Annotated in this window: 25 protein-coding genes; 15 read left to right on the top strand and 10 right to left on the bottom strand. The window is 46.8% G+C overall.

From position 1 onward, the window contains the following. The first annotated feature begins 13 nt into the window (after positions 1-13). Positions 14-967, top strand: a complete 954-nt coding sequence (gene yclQ / locus NZD81_RS17775; RefSeq protein ID WP_014662776.1) for a petrobactin ABC transporter substrate-binding protein YclQ — start codon at positions 14-16, stop codon at positions 965-967. Between the two features lie 47 nt (positions 968-1,014). Here yclQ and NZD81_RS17770 read toward each other — a convergent pair whose 3' ends face one another. The 4 genes from NZD81_RS17770 to NZD81_RS17755 all read right to left on the bottom strand — a co-directional run bounded on the left by NZD81_RS17770 (position 1,015) and on the right by NZD81_RS17755 (position 4,548). Next, on the bottom strand, positions 1,015-2,433 hold the full coding sequence (locus NZD81_RS17770) for an MDR family MFS transporter (protein WP_282373969.1): 1,419 nt from the start codon (positions 2,431-2,433) through the stop codon (positions 1,015-1,017). 19 nt (positions 2,434-2,452) lie between these two features. Next, on the bottom strand, positions 2,453-3,331 hold the full coding sequence (locus NZD81_RS17765; protein ID WP_282373970.1) for a TetR/AcrR family transcriptional regulator: 879 nt from the start codon (positions 3,329-3,331) through the stop codon (positions 2,453-2,455). A gap of 163 nt (positions 3,332-3,494) precedes the next feature. Continuing rightward, the gene (nfsA, locus tag NZD81_RS17760; RefSeq protein WP_282373971.1) at positions 3,495-4,244 is read right to left on the bottom strand and encodes an oxygen-insensitive NADPH nitroreductase; all 750 of its coding nucleotides are present in this window, start codon (positions 4,242-4,244) and stop codon (positions 3,495-3,497) included. 16 nt (positions 4,245-4,260) lie between these two features. Further along, positions 4,261-4,548 carry a putative quinol monooxygenase gene (locus NZD81_RS17755; protein WP_014662780.1) on the bottom strand — a complete coding sequence of 96 codons (288 nt, stop codon included), beginning with the start codon at positions 4,546-4,548 and terminating at the stop codon, positions 4,261-4,263. Between the two features lie 140 nt (positions 4,549-4,688). On the opposite strand from NZD81_RS17755, the gene NZD81_RS17750 reads away from it, so the two are divergent. Next, the gene (locus NZD81_RS17750; RefSeq protein WP_003234476.1) at positions 4,689-5,003 is read left to right on the top strand and encodes an ArsR/SmtB family transcription factor; all 315 of its coding nucleotides are present in this window, start codon (positions 4,689-4,691) and stop codon (positions 5,001-5,003) included. A gap of 1 nt (position 5,004) precedes the next feature. Here the strand turns inward: NZD81_RS17750 and gabR are convergent, their stop codons facing one another. After that, on the bottom strand, positions 5,005-6,444 hold the full coding sequence (gene gabR, locus NZD81_RS17745) for a MocR-like transcriptional regulator GabR (RefSeq protein ID WP_014662781.1): 1,440 nt from the start codon (positions 6,442-6,444) through the stop codon (positions 5,005-5,007). Positions 6,445-6,549: 105 nt separating this feature from the next. Here gabR and gabT point away from each other — a divergent pair, with 105 nt between their 5' ends. The 4 genes from gabT to gdh all read left to right on the top strand — a co-directional run bounded on the left by gabT (position 6,550) and on the right by gdh (position 11,108). After that, positions 6,550-7,860, top strand: a complete 1,311-nt coding sequence (gabT, locus tag NZD81_RS17740; RefSeq protein WP_069148956.1) for a 4-aminobutyrate--2-oxoglutarate transaminase — start codon at positions 6,550-6,552, stop codon at positions 7,858-7,860. Positions 7,861-7,928: 68 nt separating this feature from the next. Further along, the gene (gene gabD / locus NZD81_RS17735; protein ID WP_014662783.1) at positions 7,929-9,317 is read left to right on the top strand and encodes a succinate-semialdehyde dehydrogenase; all 1,389 of its coding nucleotides are present in this window, start codon (positions 7,929-7,931) and stop codon (positions 9,315-9,317) included. A 122-nt stretch (positions 9,318-9,439) separates the two neighbouring features. After that, the gene (glcU, locus tag NZD81_RS17730) at positions 9,440-10,303 is read left to right on the top strand and encodes a glucose uptake protein GlcU (protein ID WP_014662784.1); all 864 of its coding nucleotides are present in this window, start codon (positions 9,440-9,442) and stop codon (positions 10,301-10,303) included. A 19-nt stretch (positions 10,304-10,322) separates the two neighbouring features. After that, positions 10,323-11,108 (top strand): glucose 1-dehydrogenase, encoded by a 786-nt coding sequence (gene gdh, locus NZD81_RS17725; protein WP_040084163.1) that lies wholly within the window; start codon positions 10,323-10,325, stop codon positions 11,106-11,108. 44 nt (positions 11,109-11,152) lie between these two features. On the opposite strand, the gene NZD81_RS17720 is transcribed toward gdh, so the two are convergent. The 3 genes from NZD81_RS17720 to cutR are packed head-to-tail and all read right to left on the bottom strand — an operon-like array spanning position 11,153 to position 14,013. After that, positions 11,153-11,767: a YcnI family copper-binding membrane protein gene (locus tag NZD81_RS17720; protein ID WP_014662786.1), complete on the bottom strand. Its 615-nt coding sequence runs from the start codon at positions 11,765-11,767 to the stop codon at positions 11,153-11,155. Positions 11,768-11,780: 13 nt separating this feature from the next. Next, positions 11,781-13,406, bottom strand: a complete 1,626-nt coding sequence (ycnJ, locus tag NZD81_RS17715) for a copper transporter YcnJ (protein ID WP_282374330.1) — start codon at positions 13,404-13,406, stop codon at positions 11,781-11,783. A 34-nt stretch (positions 13,407-13,440) separates the two neighbouring features. After that, a complete protein-coding gene (gene cutR / locus NZD81_RS17710) occupies positions 13,441-14,013 on the bottom strand; it encodes a copper uptake transcriptional regulator CutR (protein WP_014662788.1) in 573 nt (190 codons plus the stop codon). Between the two features lie 164 nt (positions 14,014-14,177). On the opposite strand from cutR, the gene NZD81_RS17705 reads away from it, so the two are divergent. The 6 genes from NZD81_RS17705 (at position 14,178) to sipU (ending at position 19,575) form a co-directional block, all read left to right on the top strand. Next, on the top strand, positions 14,178-14,531 hold the full coding sequence (locus NZD81_RS17705) for a hypothetical protein (protein ID WP_003246726.1): 354 nt from the start codon (positions 14,178-14,180) through the stop codon (positions 14,529-14,531). A 173-nt stretch (positions 14,532-14,704) separates the two neighbouring features. Continuing rightward, a complete protein-coding gene (locus NZD81_RS17700; protein WP_172640203.1) occupies positions 14,705-16,141 on the top strand; it encodes a PTS mannitol transporter subunit IIBC in 1,437 nt (478 codons plus the stop codon). A gap of 24 nt (positions 16,142-16,165) precedes the next feature. After that, positions 16,166-16,597, top strand: coding sequence for a PTS mannitol transporter subunit IIA (locus NZD81_RS17695; protein ID WP_136654853.1), 432 nt, complete (start codon positions 16,166-16,168; stop codon positions 16,595-16,597). 1 nt (position 16,598) lies between these two features. After that, positions 16,599-17,720 (top strand): mannitol-1-phosphate 5-dehydrogenase, encoded by a 1,122-nt coding sequence (locus NZD81_RS17690; RefSeq protein ID WP_040084158.1) that lies wholly within the window; start codon positions 16,599-16,601, stop codon positions 17,718-17,720. A 93-nt stretch (positions 17,721-17,813) separates the two neighbouring features. Further along, complete coding sequence (locus NZD81_RS17685) at positions 17,814-18,878, top strand: tartrate dehydrogenase (RefSeq protein WP_082033069.1); 1,065 nt, start codon at positions 17,814-17,816, stop codon at positions 18,876-18,878. 133 nt (positions 18,879-19,011) lie between these two features. After that, positions 19,012-19,575 carry a signal peptidase I sipU gene (sipU, locus tag NZD81_RS17680; RefSeq protein WP_069148962.1) on the top strand — a complete coding sequence of 188 codons (564 nt, stop codon included), beginning with the start codon at positions 19,012-19,014 and terminating at the stop codon, positions 19,573-19,575. Positions 19,576-19,636: 61 nt separating this feature from the next. Here the strand turns inward: sipU and NZD81_RS17675 are convergent, their stop codons facing one another. Beyond that, the gene (locus NZD81_RS17675) at positions 19,637-20,245 is read right to left on the bottom strand and encodes a dienelactone hydrolase family protein (protein WP_040084156.1); all 609 of its coding nucleotides are present in this window, start codon (positions 20,243-20,245) and stop codon (positions 19,637-19,639) included. 85 nt (positions 20,246-20,330) lie between these two features. Between NZD81_RS17675 and NZD81_RS17670 the strand changes: the two genes are divergently transcribed. Beyond that, positions 20,331-20,723, top strand: a complete 393-nt coding sequence (locus NZD81_RS17670; protein WP_014662795.1) for a 3-hydroxyacyl-ACP dehydratase FabZ family protein — start codon at positions 20,331-20,333, stop codon at positions 20,721-20,723. A gap of 32 nt (positions 20,724-20,755) precedes the next feature. Here NZD81_RS17670 and NZD81_RS17665 read toward each other — a convergent pair whose 3' ends face one another. Next, entirely contained in the window at positions 20,756-20,920 is a 165-nt protein-coding gene (locus NZD81_RS17665; RefSeq protein ID WP_052438188.1) for a hypothetical protein, read from the bottom strand. 132 nt (positions 20,921-21,052) lie between these two features. Here NZD81_RS17665 and NZD81_RS17660 point away from each other — a divergent pair, with 132 nt between their 5' ends. Together NZD81_RS17660 and pxpA are read left to right on the top strand one after the other, a co-directional pair. Further along, complete coding sequence (locus NZD81_RS17660) at positions 21,053-21,802, top strand: Cof-type HAD-IIB family hydrolase (RefSeq protein WP_040084155.1); 750 nt, start codon at positions 21,053-21,055, stop codon at positions 21,800-21,802. A gap of 201 nt (positions 21,803-22,003) precedes the next feature. After that, positions 22,004-22,777, top strand: a complete 774-nt coding sequence (gene pxpA / locus NZD81_RS17655) for a 5-oxoprolinase subunit PpxA (RefSeq protein ID WP_014662798.1) — start codon at positions 22,004-22,006, stop codon at positions 22,775-22,777. The last annotated feature ends 14 nt before the right edge of the window (positions 22,778-22,791 follow it).

The raw sequence follows: 22,791 nt of genomic DNA, 5'->3' as shown, positions 1-22,791 counted from the left end.
AGAGGTGAAGAGCATGAAAAAGTTCGCATTACTATTCATCGCTTTGGTGACGGCAGTTGTCATTTCTGCATGCGGAAACCAAAGCACAAGCAGCAAAGGTTCTGATTCAAAGAAAGAACAAATCACGGTGAAACACCAGCTGGACAAAAACGGCACAAAAGTACCGAAGAACCCTAAAAAAGTTGTCGTATTTGACTTTGGAAGCTTAGATACATTAGATAAACTAGGACTTGATGATAAAGTAGCGGGCCTGCCGAAACAAGCCCTTCCTAAATATCTGTCCAAGTTCAAAGATGACAAATATGCTGATGTCGGAAGCCTAAAAGAGCCAGACTTCGAGAAGGTGGCAGATTTAGACCCTGACCTGATCATTATTTCAGGAAGACAATCTGAGTCTTACAAAGAATTCTCTGAAATCGCGCCGACGATTTACCTTGGCGTAGACACAGCGAAGTATATGGAATCATTTAAATCAGACGCGGAAACAATCGGTAAGATTTTCGATAAAGAAGACGAAGTGAAAGATGAACTCGCAAAAATCGATGATTCAATCGCAGATGTAAAGAAAACGGCTGAAAAGCTTAACAAAAACGGTCTAGTGATTATGGCGAACGACGGGAAGATCAGCGCATTCGGCCCTAAATCAAGATACGGCCTGATCCATGACGTGTTCGGCGTGACACCGGCTGATAAAAACATCAAAGCGTCTACTCACGGACAAAGCGTTTCATACGAGTACATTTCAAAAACAAACCCTGATTACCTGTTTGTCATTGACCGCGGTACAGCGATCGGTGAAACATCATCTACAAAACAAGTCGTTGAAAACGATTATGTGAAAAACGTAAACGCAGTGAAAAATGATCATGTCGTCTACCTTGATTCTGCTACTTGGTACTTATCAGGAGGCGGTCTTGAGTCTATGGCGCAAATGATTAAAGAAGTGAAAGACGGTTTAGAAAAGTAAAACCAAAAAGAGCCTCCGCTAAATCAGCGGGGCTCTTTTTATGTTGATCAGCGTGCCGGCTGCTGTTCGGCAGGGCGCTGAGGTTTCTTTAGTGTGAATGAGAGAAGGAAGCCGACAAGTGCTATGACGGCAGCCACAATAAAAGCGGCGTTCATGCCGTGCAGGGCGGCGTGCTTTACATTTGTCGTGCCTGCATGTGCCGCCTGGTTGCTCATCACGGAAACCAATAGCGCGGTTCCGATCGAGCCGCCGACTTGGCGAATCGTGTTGTTCATCGCCGTTCCGTGCGGAATCAGGTGGCGCGGCAGCGCATTGATGCCGGCTGTTGTCACCGGCATCATGATCATGGCGGTGCCTAAGAGACGAACGGTGTATAAAACGACAATCCAAGCGAGTGACGTATGATCAGTCAGCTGCATAAACGGCAGTGATGTCAGGAAGATGATGCAGAAACCGGCAATCGCCAGCCCTCTTCCGCCGACACGGTCAAAAACTCTGCCGATAATCGGCGACATGAAGCCCATCACAACGGCTCCCGGCAGAAGCATAAGCCCTGTATCAAAAGCTGTGACGTCTCTGACGTTTTGTGTATAAAGCGGCAGAATGGTTTCCGTACCGATCAATAATGCAAAGACAAGGGTTCCCAGCAGTGTTGTTAAGCTGAAAACGCCAAACGTGAAGACGCGGAATTCCAGCATCGGTTTTTCAAGCTTCATTTGTCTTGTGATAAATAAGAGCAGCGCGATGACACCCACCAGCAGTGAAATCAAGACGGTTGAACTGGACCAGCCGTAAGAGCCGACGCTTGAGAAGCCGTACAGAAGGCCGCCGAACCCAAATGTTGAAAGGATGACTGATAAAATATCAATCTGTGTTTTTCTTAAAGTCGTCACGTTTTTCATCAGGATGCTGGCAAGAATCAAATCAATCACAGCAAACGGAAGAATAATATAAAACAATGATCTCCAAGAGAAAGCTTCGACAGCCCATCCGGAAAGAGTCGGTCCGATCGCAGGCGCAAATGAGATGACCAATCCAACCATACCCATAGCCTGGCCGCGCTTTTCAATCGGAAAGATTGTCAGGAATACAGTCTGCATGAGCGGCATCATAATGCCGGCTCCGGCCGCTTGAATGATACGAGCCGTCAGCAGAATCGGGAAGTTCGGTGCGAATGCTCCGACAATCGTTCCGGCAGTGAAAATGCTCATTGCTGTGATGAGCAGCGCCCGGCTTGTGAATTTCTCAATTAAAAACGCAGTGATCGGAATTAAGATCCCGTTGGTTAACATAAATGACGTGGTCAGCCACTGTGCTTGGTTGGCATCGACATTGAAATCCCTCATGATATGGGGGAGGGCGGTAATCAACAATGTTTGATTTAAAATCGCCACAAACGCTCCGGCTAACAAAATGCCGACAATGACAGAACGGTTAAAAGGTTTCGGTTTAATACTTGTGTCCAATACATATCCCTTCTTTTCTCTAAGTGATTAACAGTGTTTTTAACATGGAAACGGGCTGTGTTAAAACACCGGTTTGTTCCAGATAGCCAATCAGTGATTTGAGTAAAAAAGCGCGGGGTTCTTCCTTCTTCGCTTCTTGCTCCAGCATGGCGGCTGCGGATGTCAGTTCATCTACGTCATAGTCCGCGGCGGGCAGGGAAGAGATGCCTTTATGTAATTCCTTCAGGCTTTCCGATAATAGGACTGACTTATCCTTTGGCTTGTAGGAGGATGCTGAATGAATATAAAGCTCGATGGCTTCGGGCGGAAGAAGAGACTGATGGGTTTCCCTGTTTTTGACAATCTGATTGAGGGTGCTGATGATAAACGCTGCGATCGGGTCAAGCTCAAGCGGTTTTTCCTCAATTTTGATCAGCATTAAAAACTCACGCATCATGCCGTGAAGAATGATGACCAAATCCCACACAAACGGGAGAATGGTTTCTCCATACGCCTGGATCAGCGAATCACGGTGCCAGCAGATAATCGTCGATCTGGTCTGATGGATATGCTGTTTGACCCGGTCATTATGCAGCTTGGGATTTCCGTAGGTCAGCATATTGAAAAACTGCTGATTCCGCCTGAAGCCCTCCAGTTCCATTTTGACCTTTTGCGTCAAACGCTCCTCCGGTGTAAGTGCGGTATTTTCCTGAAGTCTTGAGGCCGCGGCCACCATTTGCTTCTGGTTAAATGACAGCAGCTCCAAAAGCAGGTCTTCTTTAGATTGAAACAGCTTATATATCGAAGCTTTTGACATCTTACATTCTTCTGCGATCGCCTGCATGGAAACCGACGTAAAATCCTTTTCCGAAAAAAGCTTTCGCGCGGCTAACAAGATATCTGTTTTTTTATCAAGCATCTCATGGCTTCCTTCTTTCTTGAGCATTAGAAAACCCATTGGTTCACAGAAAACCAATGAGTAACAATGAAAAAATTTTACCAAATAAACAAATTAGAAGTCAATGGATTTTAACCGGGTAAATGAAAGGCCTGCCGGAAAATCCGACAGGCCGGGTGAAGGCTTATTTTTCAACCTTAAATCCTTGTTTTTCAAGCATTTCACGGATATGCGGATAGTACAGGCGCTCATAGTAGGAAGCGATGCTCTGTGACCAGTTTCTTGTTTCTTTTCCGTTTGTCCGTTTATTCATGTATTCAGACATCTGTTCGTCGTATGCCTGAATGTGAGACGTCAGCTCATCCTGGTTCAAATAAGTTTCCTGATGATTGACTGCTGCCTGAGGAAGGCGCGGTTTTTTCGCGGAACGGTCAGCAGGATGCCCAATGACAAGTCCTGATAAAGGGAACACGTATTTCGGAAGCTCAAGCAGTTCGATCAGCTCTTGAGGGTTTCCGCGAACCGCGCCGATCGGAACTGTGCCAAGTCCGAGTGACTCAGCGGCTGCTGTCGCTGTGCCGAGGGCAATACCAGCGTCTACTGCCCCGACAAGAACAGATTCCAATCCATTTGTGATTTCCATTTTGAAATCATGCAGATCTTCAAGCGCGATTTTGGCCCGGTTGAAATCTGCGCAGAACAGCAGGAAAACAGGGGCTTGATCGATCCATGGCTGGCCGCCTGCCAGCTCAGAGATTTTCTTTTTGCGCTCTTTATCCTGCACTGTGATCACAGTCACTTGCTGCCCGTTGATAGAAGAAGGGGCTGCTTGCACCGCTTCAATGATTTGGTTCAATTGCTCTTGAGCTACAGGTTCATCTGTGTAGCTGCGAATCGAGCGGTGGTCTGTTAATGATTTAATCACTTCATTCATATGAGACACCCTTTCTTTACTCGCTAAGCTCTGTGCGGACAACATCAAGAGGAGCGCTCAGCAGTTCTTTTGCTTTTGCGACAAACCCTTGGAAGTGTGCAGTTTCATTGTGGGATTTCATCGCTGCTTCACCTTTCCATTGTTCAAGCATGACAAATGTATTTTCTTCGCCTACTTTTTCAAATAGGTCGTACTGCGCGTTGCCTTCCTCAGCTCTTGAATGCTGAACAAGCGATTGCGCCTCGCTCAAAAATTCCTCGCGTTTTTCTGGTTTTACTTTCATGTAAGCTTGTAATACGATCATTCTAATCTCCTCCATCGTTATGCTGAATTTATTGTTCGAATTTCATCGAACTAACTGTACCATGTATTCTACATGAGGTAAAGGAAAAACCCTTAATTAGTAAAATTGTCATTCTAATTGTTGTGTGATACATTTGTGTCATGAACATTCCAAACCATCCAGAAACAGAAACATTGCAGCTGACAAAGGTTCTTCATGCACTTAGCGATCCGCTTCGTTTAGAGCTGGTCAAGCAATTAGCTGAAGCGAAAGAAAAAACGTGCAGCACCTGTGCGGATGTGCAGGTTGCTAAATCGACTTTGTCGCATCACTTTAAAGTTTTGAGAGAATCAGGCATCGCGCAAGTTCGGATAGAAGGAAAGCGCCGGTATTACTCGCTTCGCGCTGAAGACCTTGAAAAGGCATTTCCGGGCCTGCTTGAAGCCGTGCTGAATGTAGACCAGGACCGCTGGTGAATCAATCCCCTGTAACGGGGATTTTTTTATGTCCGTAAACAGCTTTGAAAAGCCGCTGCACACCCTCCTGAATATCCTCTTCCTTCAGCCGGGCAAAGCCGATAATGAGTGCTGTCCTGCCTGTTTGCCGCTGGTTTTTCTTCAAGTTAAACCGGCTCATTCCGAATATTTCAAGCTGCAGGCCGGCGGCATGTGAGAGGATGTCTTGTTCGGTGCGGCTGGTATCAAATTCGGTAACAAAGTGCAGCCCCGCATTTGCTCCTTTAACGGTAACTGCTCCGCTGAACCCTGCTTCTAAAGCGGTGATCAGGCGTTCTCTCTTTTCTTTATAATGCTGCTTCATTTTTTTTATATGCTTCTGGTATTCACCAGACTCGATAAATTCCTGCAGGGTGAGCTGCGTCAGTGATGAGCAAGTCTGCAGATCATAGCCCCGCTGTTTGTATGTCCTCAACAGCTCAGGCGGCAACACCATATAGCTGATCCTCAAGCCGGGGAGAAGGGACTTCGAAAAGGTTCCCATATAGATGACATTTTGAAAACGATCTAAGCTTTGCAGTGCCGGTATACTGTCTACATCATATGTGAATTCACTATCATAATCGTCCTCAATGATGTATCGGCGCGGCTTCCCGGCTGCCCAGTTCAGCAGCTGAATTCTTCTGGATACAGGCATAATCGTTCCGGACGGAAACTGATGCGACGGGGTCGTCACCAGCACATCAGGCTGCTGTCTGGTGATTTCAGCAATCGACATTCCTTTTTCATCCAGCATGATCGTTTTTACTTGTTTTCCGGCATTCCTCAAAAGCTGGTACATGCGCCTGTAGCCAGGCTCCTCCATCGCATACACGGCTTCCTTGGGCAAAAGCTCAGTCAACAGCTGCATGAGCACCTGTGTGCCTGCCCCTATGATTATTTGTTCCGGCCTGCATTTTACACCCCGCGTCAGAGAAATGAGCCTGGTAATGGCCGCTCTTACTTCATATATCCCTTGCGGATGCGACATCTCGCCGAGCGTGCGGTATGAGCGGGAGGCCGCTTTTTGCTCGCAGCGAAACCAGCTTTTGATCGGAAAATGGTCTGTATCGGAGCTCATGTGTGAAAACGAAATCCAATCGCTCTGATCAATGTGAATCTCTTTCAGGTCATCGGGCAGTGCATATGGAGTAAGCTCCTCGGCGGAAAACATGTCTAGCTCCTCCACGAAGAAACCCTTTCGCTCAATGGCGTACAAATACCCCTCAGCCAGCAGCTGCTGATAGGCTGAATTCACTGAATTTACGCTGACCTTCAGATTTACAGCCAGCTCCCGCTTGGAGGGAACCTTCGAGTGTGGCAGCAAATTGTGGCTGAGGATTTCTTTTTTCAGCTTTTGATAAATTTGCTGATAGATATAATCAGCTTGTTCTGAACGATCGAGTGTAATCGTGATATCCATTTGCAGATTCTCCTTCTGATACCATCCAAAAGTTATAATTGGTACTTTTCATCATACCAAAGAGAAGTCAGAATGATAAGAAAATACCGACAGGGGGATATTCACATGAGTCAAACAACAGCAAGCATCACAACTGCACAATGGCAGCAAAAACGGGATCAATTTGTGTCAAAAGGTGTGAGCAACGGCAACCGCAGTCTGGCGGTCAAAGGAGAAGGGGCTGAGCTGTACGATCTGGACGGCCGGAGATTTATTGATTTTGCAGGCGCCATCGGAACGTTAAACGTCGGTCACTCTCATCCGAAGGTGGTTGAGGCTGTGAAGCGGCAGGCGGAGGAGCTGATTCATCCAGGCTTCAATGTCATGATGTATCCGTCTTATATCGAATTAGCCGAAAAACTGTGCGGCATTGCACCGGGCGATCACGAGAAAAAAGCGATTTTTCTTAACTCAGGAGCGGAAGCGGTCGAAAACGCTGTGAAAATCGCCAGAAAGTATACAAAACGTCAAGGGGTTGTCTCGTTTACCCGCGGGTTTCACGGGCGTACGAATATGACGATGAGCATGACAAGCAAGGTAAAACCTTATAAATTCGGTTTCGGGCCTTTTGCGTCAGAGGTTTATCAAGCGCCGTTCCCTTACTATTATCAGAAGCCGGCTGGCATGAATAATGAAAGCTATGACGATATGGTCATTCAAGCATTCAATGATTTCTTTGTTGCTTCCGTTGCGCCTGAAAACGTAGCGTGTGTCGTGATGGAGCCGGTGCAGGGAGAAGGCGGATTTATTATTCCTTCGAAACGCTTTGTGCAGCATGTTGCTTCATTCTGTAAAGAACACGGCATTGTTTTTGTTGCTGATGAAATTCAAACCGGCTTTGCCAGAACTGGCACTTATTTTGCGATTGAGCACTTTGATGTAGTGCCTGACCTGATCACGGTGTCTAAATCGCTTGCGGCTGGCCTGCCATTAAGCGGTGTGATCGGCCGTGCGGAAATGCTAGATGCGGCAGCGCCAGGCGAGCTAGGGGGCACGTATGCCGGCAGCCCGCTCGGCTGCGCGGCGGCTTTGGCTGTCTTGGATATTATTGAAGAAGAAGGGCTGAATGAGCGATCTGAAGAAATTGGAAAAACCATTGAAGGCAAGGCGTATGAGTGGAAACAAGAATTCCCGTTCATCGGTGACATCCGCAGACTCGGGGCGATGGCGGCAATCGAAATCGTCAAGGATCCTGACACGCGTGAGCCTGATAAAGCAAAAGCAGCAGCGATTGCTGCCTATGCGAATCAAAATGGATTACTTTTGCTGACAGCGGGAATTAACGGTAATATCATCCGCTTTTTGACACCGCTTGTCATCTCAGACAGCCTTTTAAATGAAGGGCTAAGCATCCTGGAGGCGGGCCTGCGAGCTTAATCATTGGAAAGAAAACGGCCGGGTCTGCTATCATTTTAAGTAATCATGAAAAGAAAGGAATGTTCAATATGCCAGATCAATTAAAGGTCTACAACCCGGCTACGGGCGAGGAGATCAAAACGATCCCTCAGCAATCAGCCAAAGAAGTAGAAGAAGCCATTGAACGTTCACATCAAGCGTTTAAAACGTGGTCTAAAACATCAGCGAACGAAAGAGCGTCTCTTTTGAAAAAATGGTATGAGCTGATTGTTGAACATAAAGAAGAACTTGCAGATTTAATTACAAAGGAAAACGGAAAACCCTATCAGGAAGCAGTCGGAGAGGTACTATACGGCGCAGGCTATATTGAATGGTTCGCAGAGGAAGCGAAGCGTGTGTACGGAAGAACGGTCCCCGCTCCGACAACGGGTAAACGAATTGTGGTCACACGCCAGCCCGTCGGTCCCGTTGCCGCTATCACGCCTTGGAATTTTCCGAATGCGATGATTACACGCAAAGCGGCGCCTGCTCTTGCTGCGGGCTGTACATTTATCATCAAGCCGGCGCCGGACACACCGCTGTCTGCTTATGAACTGGCGCGCCTCGCATATGAAGCGGGCATTCCGAAGGATGTTCTTCAGGTTGTGATCGGCGATGGAGAAGAAATCGGAAATGTGTTCACAAGCAGTCCGAAAATCCGCAAAATCACGTTCACAGGATCAACACCAGTAGGGAAAATCCTCATGAAAAACAGCGCGGACACTGTGAAACACGTTTCAATGGAACTCGGCGGACACGCCCCGCTGATCGTAGATGAAGATGCGGACATTGACCTTGCCGTTGAACAGGCGATGGCGTCCAAATACCGGAACGCCGGGCAAACATGCGTATGTGCCAACCGCCTGATCGTTCATGAATCCATCAAAGATGAATTTGCTGCGAAACTGAGCGAGCAAGTGTCTAAGCTGAAAGTCGGAAATGGACTTGAAGAAGGCGTCAATGTCGGCCCGATCATCAACAAAAGAGGCTTTGAAAAAATCGTCAGCCAAATTGATGATGCGGTTGAAAAAGGCGCGAAAGTGATTGCTGGGGGCACATATGACCGAAACGATGACAAAGGTTGCTACTTTGTGAATCCGACAGTGCTTACCGATGTTGATACGTCCATGAATATCATGCATGAGGAAACGTTCGGCCCAGTCGCCCCGATCGTCACGTTTTCTGATATTGATGAAGCGATTCAGCTTGCCAACGATACACCGTACGGCTTAGCTGCTTACTTCTTCACAGAAAACTACCGCCGCGGCATCTATATTTCCGAAAATCTAGAGTATGGCATTATCGGCTGGAATGACGGCGGACCATCAGCGGTTCAAGCGCCATTCGGCGGAATGAAAGAAAGCGGCATTGGCCGTGAAGGCGGTTCGGAAGGCATCGAGCCGTACCTTGAAACAAAATATTTGTCCATCGGTTTGTAAAAGAATGCAAGCTCCTGAGAGCTGCCGGATTTTCCGGCAGCTCTTTTTGTGTTCCGGCGAATAATCACAACAATTCCAGCCAAAATAACAGCAAATACATTTTGAAAGAAGGTTCCCCAACAATGGATTTATTATTGGCTCTTCTCCCAGCTTTGTTTTGGGGGAGCATTGTTCTCTTCAATGTGAAATTAGGCGGCGGGCCGTACAGCCAGACACTGGGAACGACGATCGGGGCGCTCATAGTTTCTATCGTTATTTACTTTTTTGTTCAGCCCGTTCTGTCACTTCGCATCTTTATTGTTGGAATCGTATCCGGCTTATTTTGGTCACTTGGACAGGCCAACCAGCTGAAAAGCATTCAATTGATGGGCGTATCTAAAACAATGCCGATTTCCACAGGAATGCAGCTCGTTTCCACCTCGCTGTTCGGTGTGATCGTGTTCCGCGAATGGTCAACACCGATTGCGATTACGCTCGGCGTTCTCGCTTTGATCTTTATCATTGTGGGAATCATTCTCACGTCCTTGGAAGATAAGAATGATAAAAAAGAAGGCGAGCCAAGCAATTTGAAAAAGGGCATTTTGATTCTCCTTGTTTCGACTCTTGGTTATTTGGTTTATGTAGTCGTGGCTAGATTGTTCAATGTGTCCGGCTGGTCCGCGCTGCTGCCGCAGGCAATTGGCATGGTGGTCGGGGGGTTAGTTTTAACCTATAGACACAAACCCTTTAACAAGTATGCAATCAGAAATATTCTCCCAGGCTTAATCTGGGCAGGCGGAAATATGTTTTTGTTTATTTCTCAGCCGCGAGTTGGCGTTGCAACGAGCTTCTCCCTTTCACAAATGGGAATTGTCATTTCTACGCTCGGGGGTATTTTCATCCTGCGTGAAAAGAAAACGAAACGTCAGCTAATAGCAATTGCAATCGGGATTATCCTGATTATTGCGGCCGCCGTCTTCTTGGGTATCGCGAAATCAAATTCATAACAAATGGAGGAAGATGTATATGTATCCGGATTTAAAAGGAAAAGTCGTTGCCATTACAGGAGCTGCATCAGGGCTTGGAAAGGCAATGGCCATCCGCTTCGGCAAGGAGCAGGCAAAAGTGGTTATCAACTATTATAGTGATAAACAGGATCCAAACGAGGTAAAAGAAGAGGTCATCAAGGCAGGCGGTGAAGCTGTTGTCGCCCAAGGAGATGTCACGAAAGAGGAAGATGTAAAAAATATCGTGCAAACGGCAATTAAAGAGTTCGGCACACTCGATATTATGATTAATAATGCCGGGCTTGAAAATCCTGTGCCGTCTCACGAAATGCCGCTTAAGGATTGGGAAAAAGTCATCGGCACGAACTTAACGGGTGCCTTTTTAGGAAGCCGTGAAGCGATTAAGTACTTCGTGGAAAACGATATCAAGGGAAATGTCATCAATATGTCCAGTGTGCATGAGATGATTCCGTGGCCGTTATTTGTCCACTATGCAGCTAGTAAAGGCGGAATTAAGCTGATGTCTGAAACGTTGGCTTTGGAATACGCGCCGAAGGGCATTCGCGTCAACAATATCGGGCCAGGTGCGATCAACACGCCAATCAATGCTGAAAAATTCGCTGACCCTAAACAGAAAGCGGATGTAGAAAGCATGATTCCGATGGGATATATCGGCGAACCGGAGGAAATCGCAGCAGTAGCGGTGTGGCTTGCTTCGAAGGAATCCAGCTACGTCACAGGCATTACGCTGTTTGCAGACGGCGGAATGACGAAATATCCTTCTTTCCAGGCAGGCCGCGGTTAAACATAAAAAGCGACCCAGACATGACATCTGGATCGCTTTTTTTATTAGGCGCGTTTTTTCTTAACAAGCGCTGCTACAGATAAAATAATGGCAGCCGCGGACAGCACAATCGCTGTAATGTCTAGAGCTGAAGAACCTGCGTTTTCAGAATCATCTTCTGTTTTCGTGGCGCCGTGCTCATCTGTCACTTGTTTTGCAGAAGTGATCTTTGTAATGGAGTGAGGTGTATCGGCATTCTCGTCACCTGTCCATTCAACAATGCTGCTGTCCTTATAATATTGATATGCGTCCCAAGCGGCTTCCTCCGCTTTGTCAGGGTTTTTTGCAACAAAGGTAAACTGCTGGAACTGTCCTTCCTGAATACCGCCGCCAGTCGCTTCCCACGTCACGGACACTGATTTGTCATCATGTTTTTGGGTGGAAACCTTCCAGCCTGGAATTGGCTCGTACTGCTGGAATTCAACATCCTTCGGCATTTTGAGGACAACCTTCGTTGTCGGTTGATTTTTCTCGGAAGGAACCTTCATTGTATACGTTTCCCAAGAGCCTGCAGCAGATTCAGCCGGTTTTACAGAAACATGCGCGCTGGCAGGAGCCGTAAAGAATAAGAGAGAGCCGACAATAGCCGGACATAGTGTCAATGCGATTTTTTTCAACAACGTAAACACTCCTTTAATTGGTCTTTGTAAACATGATATTGATTTCGTTAAAGTCACCGGTCAGTCCGTGGACTTTGATCTTCCAGTTTCCCTTCTCATTAATGGACAGGTTTTCATCCTGGAAGACGCCTTTTGTTTTCTCTTTTAATTGAAACGTGCTTTTGTTTTCGCTGCCTGACAGCCCTGTTTTATAAATGGTTAACGTGATTTGCTGGATGTTTTTCACCGGATCTCCGTTATGGTCGGTGACTCGCAGCTCAAAAACATTTTTCCCGGGCTGGTTTGGGCTGATGCTGAGTGAAACGCTTTGTCCGTTCTCAATCGCTTTGGTTTGGTAGAACGGTTCCGGCTGCGGCTCAGGCGGGCTTGGCAGGCTTGTAAACACAGCAGCTGTGATCAATACAGCAATGCCGATTGCCCACTCCGCTTTCAACGTTCGGCTGATTCCTGTGCGGCGCTGCTTTCTGGTGAGAAGAAAATGAATCGCGCCTAAAACCAGCATGAAAACAAACAGCCCGCTTTTCACTAAAAGTGCTTGGCCATACGCTGTATGGAACAGTGAATCCATTGAACGAATGATGAAAAATCCATTGAGTAAGCCTGAAAACAAAATGACGCCGACTGCAGTGAGTGCCCATGGGGAGAACCGGCTTACCGTTTCCCATGCGAGCGTTTTGTCAGGCTGCCTCCATTCTTTTGAGAGCAGCAAAACGAGTGCCGCGATTCCGCCGACCCAGATGGAAGCGGAAGATAAATGAAGGAAATCCATCAAAATGCCCACTGTTTTTTCTTCAACGACAGCCGCATGTCCTGTAAACGCCTTGGCAAGCAGGAGACCGAAAAAGAAAATGAGCGGCGCAGTCCAATAGCCAAAAGATGAAAAGCGGTTTTTCCGTATTGCAGGGATTACAGACAGTGCGAGCAGCACGAACAGTGCGGCCTGTATAATCCAAATAGAGCCGCCTGCTGTCTCAAACAGTGTTTCTCTGATGTAGCCCGGCTGGAATGCGCTGCCCCAGCCACCGCCTGCGTTCGCTTTTGTTTGAATCGGAAGCTGAAGCAAAAGCGCCAGACCCAGTGCTGCGATCGAGACGATCAGGATACGTCTCGTCCGTTTCACGAGCTTTTCTGGTTTCCCTTTATACCAGAAAAGATGGAAGAAAACCGTTCCGATAAACAGAGATAAGGCTGTATACAGAATCGCGCGATCTGCGGCTGTTCCCGGATTCAGCGCTGAAACGGATGCTTTTTGGCTGCTGAATCCGCCATCCGCTTTCCCGATACTGAACGGAATGACGCCGGAAACCGGATGCCCGTCCGCGGATACCGCATTCCATTCCGCTCTGTACACATCATGAGGCAGATTCTTTTTTAGCTTCGCTGTCATGATGTGATTGTTGTCTTTTTTGATTTCCGTCTTGTCCATATCCACCCGGTCGCCGTTTGAATTATAGACTTTAATGTAATGAAATCCTTCTTCAACAGGTTCATTAAATTCAATCTCCACCTGTGCAGGCGCGTTTTTTAATTCGCTGTTTTCCCCAGGTGAGGATTTGACAATATAGGCGTGAGCAAAGCTTGTTTTCGGCAGGAAAACAAGAAAAAGCAGCAGAATGATCCACCATCTGTTTCGCTTCATCACTCAGACACCACCTTCCGCTGTATGTGTTGTGTTATTTCTTGGTGCAGGTGCAGCGTTTCTTTCTGTCTTTGAGCATGTCTTCCAGCGCTTGGTCGAAAGTACGGACGGCGCCGCCGAATCCTTTTTGAAATCGTTCGGCATGGTCAAGCGTCGCAAACGGAATGGCCTGCGGCTGGCAGCAGTGCAGGTTCAATTCAGCATTTACGACAAAATAAGCCGAACCGGCACTGACGGTTGTGTGTAACAGAAAATCTCTGCAAATCAAGTGTGAAACCTCTTCCGTTTTATCGGCGTAACGCAAAAATGCACAATGTGCGCAGCATAGCTGTTCAATGTCTTGGTTTACCGTAATCAGCTGAACCGAATGAGCTTGATTGACGGGCTTCAAGCAATAGCTGCACATATGATCTGTTTGAGGTGTTCGGACGGGAAGCGTGATACCGCCGGCTGTTTTGATGACTTGATTTGACTGAACCAGCTGATTGACATCTCTATATACCGTCATTTCCGAAACGCCGAACCTTGCGCTGATGTCAGAAATTCTAAGCGAGCCTTCTTCTTTCAGCCACTTTAGTATGTGTTGCTGTCTATTAATCGGAAGCATTCATACACCCTCTTCATTAAGATCTATTTAAGCGTAGAGGATTTTAGAGACGGAGACAAGTAAGCTGATGATAAAAAATGTGAAAATGTGTTGAACAGCAACAAAACGTAACAGAAGGGACTCTGGTATAATAGACAGATGGAATAGAAAGTGAGGAATACCCTATGAAAGAAACACCATGCCCGAACTGCGGCAAACCTTTGACAGGCGATATGGTCAGATCATCAAATGTGCCTTGTCAATTTCGCTGCGGCCACTGCCGGGAACGGCTTTATGAATATAAAGTTTCAGCTCCGATTATGCTGGTATCATTAGCGGCTATCGTGCTGCTTATTTATCTTTTGATGCTCCTCCGCAATGCGGCAGGCTCAGTGCTGCCAGCTGTACAGCACGTGCCGATGGCTGTATTTGCGCTTGTGTGCGCGTATCCCGTTTTTATTGTGAGTGAGCGGATGATTGCAAAGTACGTGATTCAAAACGGCAACATTATTTATAGAGGAAAAAGAAAAGGCTCCTGATATCAGGAGCCTTTTTATTTTTAAAAAATTGTCACAGTCATGTGCCAAAGTCCTCTTTACTTTCAATTGTATAGGGGCTGTAAGCGTTTTAACATAGAGTCAAAGGGAAGGCATCATTCTCTAAACATATCTTTGTATCTTATAGCGACAAACAAAACAGGGAGGGTTTATATATGCAGCAGCAAGAACAGCAGCAAGGCGGCATGAAAGTGAAAGTGCAGCGCTTTGGGAGTTATTTGAGCGGAATGATCATGCCGAACATCGGCGCGTTTATCGCGTGGGGCATCATTACCGCGTTGTTTATTCCGGCAGGATGGTTTCCAAATGAACAGCTGAATACGCTTGTCAGCCCGATGATCACGTATTTACTGCCGCTTTTGATAGCGTATACAGGCGGAAAAATGATTTACGACCACCGCGGCGGAGTCGTCGGGGCGACAGCGGCAATCGGGGTGATTGTCGGGTCAGATATTCCAATGTTTCTAGGCGCAATGATTATGGGGCCGCTTGGCGGATACCTCATTAAACAAACTGATAAATTGTTCAAGGATAAAGTCAGACAAGGCTTTGAAATGCTGATCAACAACTTTACAGCAGGGATTGTCGGCGCGGCTTTAACGATTCTCGCGTTTTACGCCATCGGCCCGGTTGTCCTGACACTAAACAAATTGCTGGCGGCTGGTGTGGAAGTTATTGTACACGCGAATTTACTGCCGGTAGCCAGTGTTTTTGTAGAACCGGCGAAAGTGTTGTTCCTCAACAACGCCATTAACCATGGAATCTTAAGCCCGATCGGAATCGAGCAAGCATCTCAAACAGGAAAATCCATTTTGTTTTTAGTGGAAGCAAACCCTGGACCGGGGCTCGGCATTTTGCTGGCGTACATGTTCTTCGGTAAGGGATCTTCAAAATCAACGGCTCCCGGTGCGGCGATCATCCATTTCTTCGGCGGGATTCACGAGATTTATTTCCCGTACATTTTGATGAAACCGGCCCTGATTCTCGCAGCCATTGCCGGCGGAGCAAGCGGACTTTTAACGTTCACGATCTTTAATGCCGGACTTGTCGCAGCGGCGTCACCGGGAAGCATTATCGCATTGATGGCGATGACGCCAAGAGGAGGCTATTTCGGCGTATTGGCGGGTGTATTGGTCGCTGCAGCTGTATCGTTCATCGTATCAGCAGTGATCCTGAAATCCTCAAAAGCAAGTGAAGAAGACCTGGCTGCCGCAACAGAAAAAATGCAGTCCATGAAGGGGAAGAAAAGCCAAGCAGCCGCTGCTTTAGAGGCGGAACAAACCAAAGCGGAGGAAGCGTCTGAGCTGTCTTCTGAAAGCGTAAACAAAATTATCTTTGCGTGTGATGCGGGAATGGGATCAAGTGCCATGGGGGCTTCCATCTTAAGAAACAAAGTGAAAAAAGCAGAGCTTGACATTAGTGTGACCAACACGGCCATTAACAATCTGCCAAGCGATGCGGATATTGTCATCACCCACAAAGATTTAACAGACCGCGCGAAAGCAAAGCTGCCGAACGCGACACACATATCAGTGGATAACTTCTTAAACAGCCCGAAATACGATGAGCTGATTGAAAAGCTGAAAAAGTAATCTTATAGAAAGAGAGTGATACTCATGCAAGTACTCGCAAAGGAAAATATTAAACTCAATCAAACGGTATCATCAAAAGATGAGGCCATCAAATTGGCAGGCCAGACGCTGATTGACAACGGCTATGTGACAGAGGATTACATTAGCAAAATGTTTGAACGTGAAGAAACGTCTTCTACGTTTATGGGGAATTTCATTGCCATTCCACACGGCACAGAAGAAGCGAAAAGCGAGGTGCTTCACTCTGGAATCTCAATCATTCAGATTCCAGACGGTGTTGAGTACGGAGAAGGCAACACGGCAAAAGTGATATTCGGCATTGCGGGTAAAAATAATGAGCATTTAGACATTTTGTCTAACATCGCCATTATCTGCTCAGAAGAAGAAAACATTGAACGCCTGATCTCCGCTAAAAGTGAAGAAGATTTGATCGCCATTTTCACCGAGGTGAACTGACATGATCGCTTTACATTTCGGTGCGGGAAATATCGGGAGAGGGTTTATCGGCGCGCTGCTTCACCACTCTGGCTATGATGTGGTGTTTGCGGATGTAAACGACACGATGGTCAGCCTCCTCAATGAAAAAAAAGAATACACAGTCGAACTGGCAGAAGAAGGACGTTCATCAGAGGTCATTGGCCCGGTCAGCGCGATTAACAGCGGCAGCCAGCCGGAGGAGCTGTACCGGCTGATTAATGAGGCTTCGCTCATCACAACAGCTGTCGGCCCGAATGTGCTGAAGCTGATTGCTCCATCTATCGCAGAAGGTTTAAGACAGAGAAACGCTGCCAACACACTGAATATCATTGCGTGCGAAAATATGATTGGCGGAAGCAGCTTCTTAAAGAAAGAGATATACAGCCATTTAACGGAAGCAGAGCAGGAATCCGTCAGTGAAACGGTAGGTTTCCCGAATTCTGCCGTTGACCGGATCGTGCCGATTCAGCATCATGAAGACCCGCTGAAAGTATCGGTTGAACCATTTTTCGAATGGGTCATTGATGAATCAGGCTTTAAAGGGAAAACACCAGTCATAAACGGCGCGCTGTTTGTTGATGATTTAACGCCGTACATCGAACGGAAGCTGTTTACGGTCAATACCGGACACGCGGTGACAGCGTATGTCGGCTATCAGCGCGGATTGAAAACAGTCAAAGAAGCAATTGATCATCCGGAAATCCGCCGTGTCGTTCATTCGGCGCTGCTTGAAACTGGTGACTATCTCGTTAAATCGTATGGCTTTAAGCAAACTGAACACGAACAATATATCAAAAAAATCATCGGGCGCTTTGAAAATCCTTTCATTTCGGACGATGTGACCCGCGTAGCGAGATCGCCTCTCAGAAAATTGGGAGAGAATGATAGACTCGTAGGCCCGGCAAAGAAAATAAAAGAGCCGAACGCACTGGCGGAAGGAATTGCCGCAGCCCTGCGCTTCGATTTCACCGGTGACCCTGAAGCGGTTGAACTGCAGGCGCTGATCGAAGAAAAAGGATACAGCGGCGTACTGCAAGAGGTGTGCGGCATTCAGTCCCACGAACCGCTGCACGCCATTGTTTTAAAGAAACTCAATCAATAACCAATCACCACCCGTGACACAATGTCACGGGCTTTTTTTACAATCTCGCTATCTAGTATAATAGAAAACGCTTACGATAACAGGGGGAGGAGAATGACGATGAAACAATTCGAGATTGCGGCAATACCGGGAGACGGAGTAGGAAAAGAGGTTGTAGCGGCTGCTGAAAAAGTGCTTCATACAGCGGCTGAGGTGCACGGGGGTTTGTCATTCTCATTCACGGCTTTTCCATGGAGCTGTGATTATTACTTGGAGCACGGCAAAATGATGCCCGAAGATGGAATACATACGCTTACTCAATTTGAAGCCATTTTCTTGGGAGCCGTCGGAAATCCGAAGCTGGTTCCCGATCATATTTCGTTATGGGGGCTGCTGCTGAAAATACGGAGGGAGCTTGAGCTTTCCATTAATATGAGGCCAGCCAAACAAATGGCGGGCATTACGTCGCCGCTTTTGCATCCAAATGATTTTGACCTTGTGGTGATTCGCGAGAACAGTGAGGGTGAATACAGTGAAGTCGGCGGGCGCATTCACAGAGGCGATGATGAAATCGCCATCCAGAATGCCGTGTTTACGAGAAAAGCGACAGAACGTGTCATGCGCTTTGCCTTCGAATTGGCGAAAAAACGGCGCGGCCATGTGACAAGTGCGACAAAGTCTAACGGCATTTATCACGCGATGCCGTTTTGGGATGAAGTCTTTCAGCAGACGGCCGCTGAGTATAGCGGAATTGAAACGTCATCCCAGCATATTGATGCGCTGGCCGCTTTTTTTGTGACGCGTCCGGAAACGTTTGATGTTATTGTGGCGAGTAACTTGTTCGGTGATATTTTAACCGACATCAGCTCGAGCCTGATGGGAAGCATCGGCATTGCGCCTTCTGCGAACATCAATCCATCCGGCAAATATCCATCCATGTTTGAACCGGTTCACGGCTCAGCTCCTGACATTGCCGGACAGGGCCTTGCCAATCCAATCGGCCAGATTTGGACAGCGAAGCTGATGCTGGACCACTTCGAGGAGGAAGAACTGGGGGCGAAAATTCTGGATGTAATGGAGCAAGTAACTGCCGACGGCATCAAAACACGCGACATTGGGGGGCAAAGCACAATGGCTGAGGTCACTGATGAAATCTGTGCGCGTTTAAGAAAGCTCTGATGAAACAGGCCGGGGAAGTTGGCTGCCCCGGCCTGTCCATTTCCTTACGAAAATTTCCCCAAAAGTCTAACCAAGCTGATCCAAATGCTGTATAATAATTTGGAATTATTAGGAAAGCACTGGGTGAAGGAAGTTGAATGCAAAAACAATCACGTTAAAGAAAAAAATAAAAATCAAATGGATCGTTGTACTCAGTATCGTTATGATTGCAGCTCTCATTTTTACGATCAGATTGGTGTTTTACAAGCCCTTTCTCGTTGAAGGCTCATCGATGGCCCCAACGCTTAAAGATTCAGAAAGAATTCTGGTTGACAAAGCAGTCAAATGGACTGGCGGGTTTCATAGAGGCGACATCATAGTCATTCATGACAAAATGAGCGGCCGCTCTTTTGTCAAACGTTTAATCGGTTTGCCTGGTGACAGCATCAAAATGAAGAATGATCAGCTATACATAAATGATAAAAAGGTGGAAGAACCGTACTTAAAGGAACAGAAACAAGAGGTCGAAAAGTCGGGTGGAACCTTAACAGGCGACTTCGAAGTTGAGGTGCCTTCCGGTAAATATTTTGTAATGGGAGATAACCGTCTCAATTCACTAGATAGCAGAAATGGAATGGGCATGCCTTCTGAGGAAGATATCATCGGTACTGAATCTCTCGTCTTTTATCCATTCGGTGAGATGAGACAGGCAAAATAAAACGCAATGCAAAAAGTACATGGAACGTATGACGGCACTGATAAAAAAGCGCCGGGCACGTTTAAAAAAATGATGATGAAGCAGGGCGGAGACGTTTTTCCGCCCCGTTTTTTATGATGGAAAGCGTTTTGAAGAAAAGGGCCCTGTCGAAATAAACAGAATCAGGATTGGCGAAGCCGTGAAGCGCATCAAATTGATAAATCTTCAGATGGGCATGCTGTTTCTCCTGAAGTTTTTTGATCAGAAGCGCCACGTCAAACGATGGCTCATAAGAAGGGAAAAACAATAGGACCGGGCAGGCTGGCACGTGGTGAAGAGAATCACGTATCCGGGAACCGTAATAACAAACAGTTCCGCTTACCTCGGGCATACTGCTGCATTTCCATGCGATGGTAGCCCCTACGCTGAATCCAATCACAAAGATGTGCCGTCCGGCATTTTGCCTGATCACATTCTGGATGATGGTTTCTCCCGTTTTCAGCCGTTCATGTTTTGTAAATTGTTCGTATGCCGTTTTTTCCTCTAGCAGTGTGTAGACTTCTTCCGGTTCGAGCAAGTTGGGCGTCAGCACGTCATATCCAGCCATGTTGATCAGCCGGGCCATCTTTTTCATATGGCTGTTTACACCGTATATTTCGTGGACAAGAATGACAAGCGGTTTTGGGGACATAACGGCCTCCTTTTGTGTTTTTTCCATTATATCCTATCGTTACGCTTTAGGCTGATATATAATGGTCAAAAAAAGGAGATATACAATGAACCCATTATCTTTGCCTCACCGCTACCCGTTTTTATTTATTGATGGCGTGACGGATAGCGAGCCCGGCAAACACGCGGCAGCTTATAAACGAATTAGTGAGAATGACTGGTTTATCACTGATGCCCAAACAGAAATGCCGTTTTCACTTGTGATTGAAGCGCTAGCGCAAACCGCTGCTTTTACAGGAATTACAGATGAGAACAGCTTGGGGTTATTGTCTTCGGTGAAGAAAGCAGAAAAGCTGGGAGCGGCTGTGCCTGGTGACCGGCTTGATCTTACGTTTGAAGTCACGCGCAATCGGCGCGGATTTGTGTTCGGACATGCCAAGGCGTCAGTAGGGGAGCAGCCTGTTGCTGAAGCTGAAATCGGCATCTATATTGAAAAATGAAAAAAACCCTTCACAACATTTTGTGAGGGGTTCTATTTTGTGTCGTAATCCCGTTCGCTTTGAGAGTCATCTCTTTGCTGGCGTTTGTGTTTTTCATCATTCATATTTTCCTTCAGCTCTTCATTAGGAATTGGATCGGTTAAGTCGTTGTGCTCGGGATTTTCATTTGGTTTGTTTTGCTGTTTTCTTTCTGCCATGTTTGATCACCTCACCGTTTGTTTTCCTCTTATCAGTTCACCTCAAACATGGGAAATCGCTTTTTTGTCCCGCTGGGTATAATGTATTAGAATAGAGAGAAGCACAACAAAAAGATAAAGAGAGGTACATATATGTCTGTTCAAAGAGAAGATGTAGATATCAAGCTGATCGCAATTGATATGGATGGAACATTGCTGAACGACGAGCAGCTGATCTCGGAGGAAAACCGCAAAGCCATTCGTGAAGCGGAGGATAAAGGTGTGTATGTGGTAATCAGCACGGGCCGGACGCTGATGACGTGCCGGGAGCTGGCCGAGTCGCTGAATCTGTCATCCTTTCTAATCACGGCAAACGGCAGTGAAATCTGGGACTCGGATTTTAATTTGGTGGAACGGAAGCTGCTCCATACAGACCATATTCAAATGATGTGGGATTTGCGGAATAAACACAACACCAATTTCTGGGCTTCTACCGTGAACAAAGTATGGAGAGGCGAGTTTCCGGAAAACATTACGGATCATGAATGGCTCAAATTCGGCTTTGACATCGAGGATGACGACATCCGAAACGAAGTGCTGGAGGAGCTGAAAAAAAACAAAGAGCTCGAAATCACAAATTCAAGTCCGACAAACATTGAAGTCAACGCGCTCGGCATCAACAAAGCGGCAGCCCTTGCCAAGGTTACGGAAAAACTCGGCTTTGCGATGGAGAATGTGATGGCGATGGGCGACAGCCTCAATGACATCGCGATGATTAAAGAAGCGGGTCTGGGCGTCGCAATGGGTAATGCGCAAGACATCGTGAAAGAAACGGCTGATTGGATCACGGATACAAATATTGAGGATGGTGTCGCTAAGGCGATTCGCCATTGGGTACTATAAAAAAGAGAGTCCTAAGATGGACTCTCTTTTTGTTTGGCAGGTTTTCTTCTGGGACCATGGTAGGTTTTCTGACAAAAGTATTTCACAAACTAATATGCTTGACTTATAATGAAATAAAGTTCAAAAATTCGGAATAGTCGTTCCGAATTTCGGGACAATAAATACATAAAGCATATCGTTTGCTTTGGCAGGAGGGATTCTGTGTTTCAAATTGATTTAAACTGTGATTTAGGAGAAAGCTTCGGAGCCTACAAGATAGGCCTTGACCAAGATATTTTAGAGTATGTGACATCAGCGAATATCGCATGCGGATTTCATGCTGGAGATCCTAGTGTGATGCGAAAAACCGTCACGCTTGCAGCAGAAAGAGGTGTGAAAATCGGCGCGCATCCGGGCTTGCCGGATTTACTCGGTTTTGGGCGCCGCAATATGGCGATTTCACCTGAGGAAGCGTATGATCTTGTCATTTATCAAATTGGCGCGCTCTCTGGCTTTCTAAAAGCAGAGGGACTTCACATGCAGCACGTCAAGCCGCATGGCGCTTTATACAATATGGCGGCAGTCGATCAAAAACTGTCGGATGCGATCGCGAAAGCTGTCTATAAGGTTGATCCCGGCCTGATTCTTTTCGGTCTTGCTGAGAGCGAGCTTGTAAAAGCGGGAGAACGGATCGGACTTCAGACCGCAAATGAAGTGTTCGCCGACAGAACATACCAATCGGACGGCACGCTGACACCGCGCTCCCAACCGGACGCACTCATTGAAAGTGATGATGCCGCCGTCACCCAGGTCATCAAAATGGTGAAAGAAGGGGCGGTCAAATCTCAGCAAGGACATGATGTGTCATTAAAAGCAGATACAGTCTGTATTCATGGAGATGGAGCCCATGCGCTGACATTTGCCCGAAAAATCAGAAAAGAGCTTAAGGCGGCAGGAATTGAAGTGACAGCTATTTCAGAACAGAAGTCGACATAAAGGAGGAACAATAG

Origin of the sequence: Bacillus sp. B.PNR1 (genome assembly GCF_030386235.1) — a bacterium.
Classification (GTDB): Bacteria; Bacillota; Bacilli; order Bacillales; family Bacillaceae; genus Bacillus; species Bacillus stercoris.
The sequence above is the reverse complement of the archived record's forward strand: the minus strand, read 5'-3'. Positions and strand labels throughout refer to the sequence as shown.

Coding starts and splice junctions, on each gene's coding strand:
- gdh (WP_040084163.1), top strand. CDS start 10,323: ATGTATCCGGATTTAAAAGGAAAAGTCGTTGCCATTACAGGAGCTGCA.
- NZD81_RS17755 (WP_014662780.1), bottom strand. CDS start 4,548: ATGATCGTATTACAAGCTTACATGAAAGTAAAACCAGAAAAACGCGAG.
- gabR (WP_014662781.1), bottom strand. CDS start 6,444: ATGGATATCACGATTACACTCGATCGTTCAGAACAAGCTGATTATATC.
- NZD81_RS17675 (WP_040084156.1), bottom strand. CDS start 20,245: ATGTCCCCAAAACCGCTTGTCATTCTTGTCCACGAAATATACGGTGTA.
- NZD81_RS17690 (WP_040084158.1), top strand. CDS start 16,599: ATGATCGCTTTACATTTCGGTGCGGGAAATATCGGGAGAGGGTTTATC.
- NZD81_RS17670 (WP_014662795.1), top strand. CDS start 20,331: ATGAACCCATTATCTTTGCCTCACCGCTACCCGTTTTTATTTATTGAT.
- NZD81_RS17685 (WP_082033069.1), top strand. CDS start 17,814: ATGACGATGAAACAATTCGAGATTGCGGCAATACCGGGAGACGGAGTA.
- glcU (WP_014662784.1), top strand. CDS start 9,440: ATGGATTTATTATTGGCTCTTCTCCCAGCTTTGTTTTGGGGGAGCATT.
- gabT (WP_069148956.1), top strand. CDS start 6,550: ATGAGTCAAACAACAGCAAGCATCACAACTGCACAATGGCAGCAAAAA.
- gabD (WP_014662783.1), top strand. CDS start 7,929: ATGCCAGATCAATTAAAGGTCTACAACCCGGCTACGGGCGAGGAGATC.
- NZD81_RS17750 (WP_003234476.1), top strand. CDS start 4,689: ATGAACATTCCAAACCATCCAGAAACAGAAACATTGCAGCTGACAAAG.
- NZD81_RS17700 (WP_172640203.1), top strand. CDS start 14,705: ATGCAGCAGCAAGAACAGCAGCAAGGCGGCATGAAAGTGAAAGTGCAG.
- NZD81_RS17665 (WP_052438188.1), bottom strand. CDS start 20,920: ATGGCAGAAAGAAAACAGCAAAACAAACCAAATGAAAATCCCGAGCAC.
- cutR (WP_014662788.1), bottom strand. CDS start 14,013: ATGCTTCCGATTAATAGACAGCAACACATACTAAAGTGGCTGAAAGAA.
- NZD81_RS17765 (WP_282373970.1), bottom strand. CDS start 3,331: ATGCTTGATAAAAAAACAGATATCTTGTTAGCCGCGCGAAAGCTTTTT.
- ycnJ (WP_282374330.1), bottom strand. CDS start 13,406: ATGAAGCGAAACAGATGGTGGATCATTCTGCTGCTTTTTCTTGTTTTC.
- nfsA (WP_282373971.1), bottom strand. CDS start 4,244: ATGAATGAAGTGATTAAATCATTAACAGACCACCGCTCGATTCGCAGC.
- yclQ (WP_014662776.1), top strand. CDS start 14: ATGAAAAAGTTCGCATTACTATTCATCGCTTTGGTGACGGCAGTTGTC.
- NZD81_RS17705 (WP_003246726.1), top strand. CDS start 14,178: ATGAAAGAAACACCATGCCCGAACTGCGGCAAACCTTTGACAGGCGAT.
- NZD81_RS17695 (WP_136654853.1), top strand. CDS start 16,166: ATGCAAGTACTCGCAAAGGAAAATATTAAACTCAATCAAACGGTATCA.
- NZD81_RS17660 (WP_040084155.1), top strand. CDS start 21,053: ATGTCTGTTCAAAGAGAAGATGTAGATATCAAGCTGATCGCAATTGAT.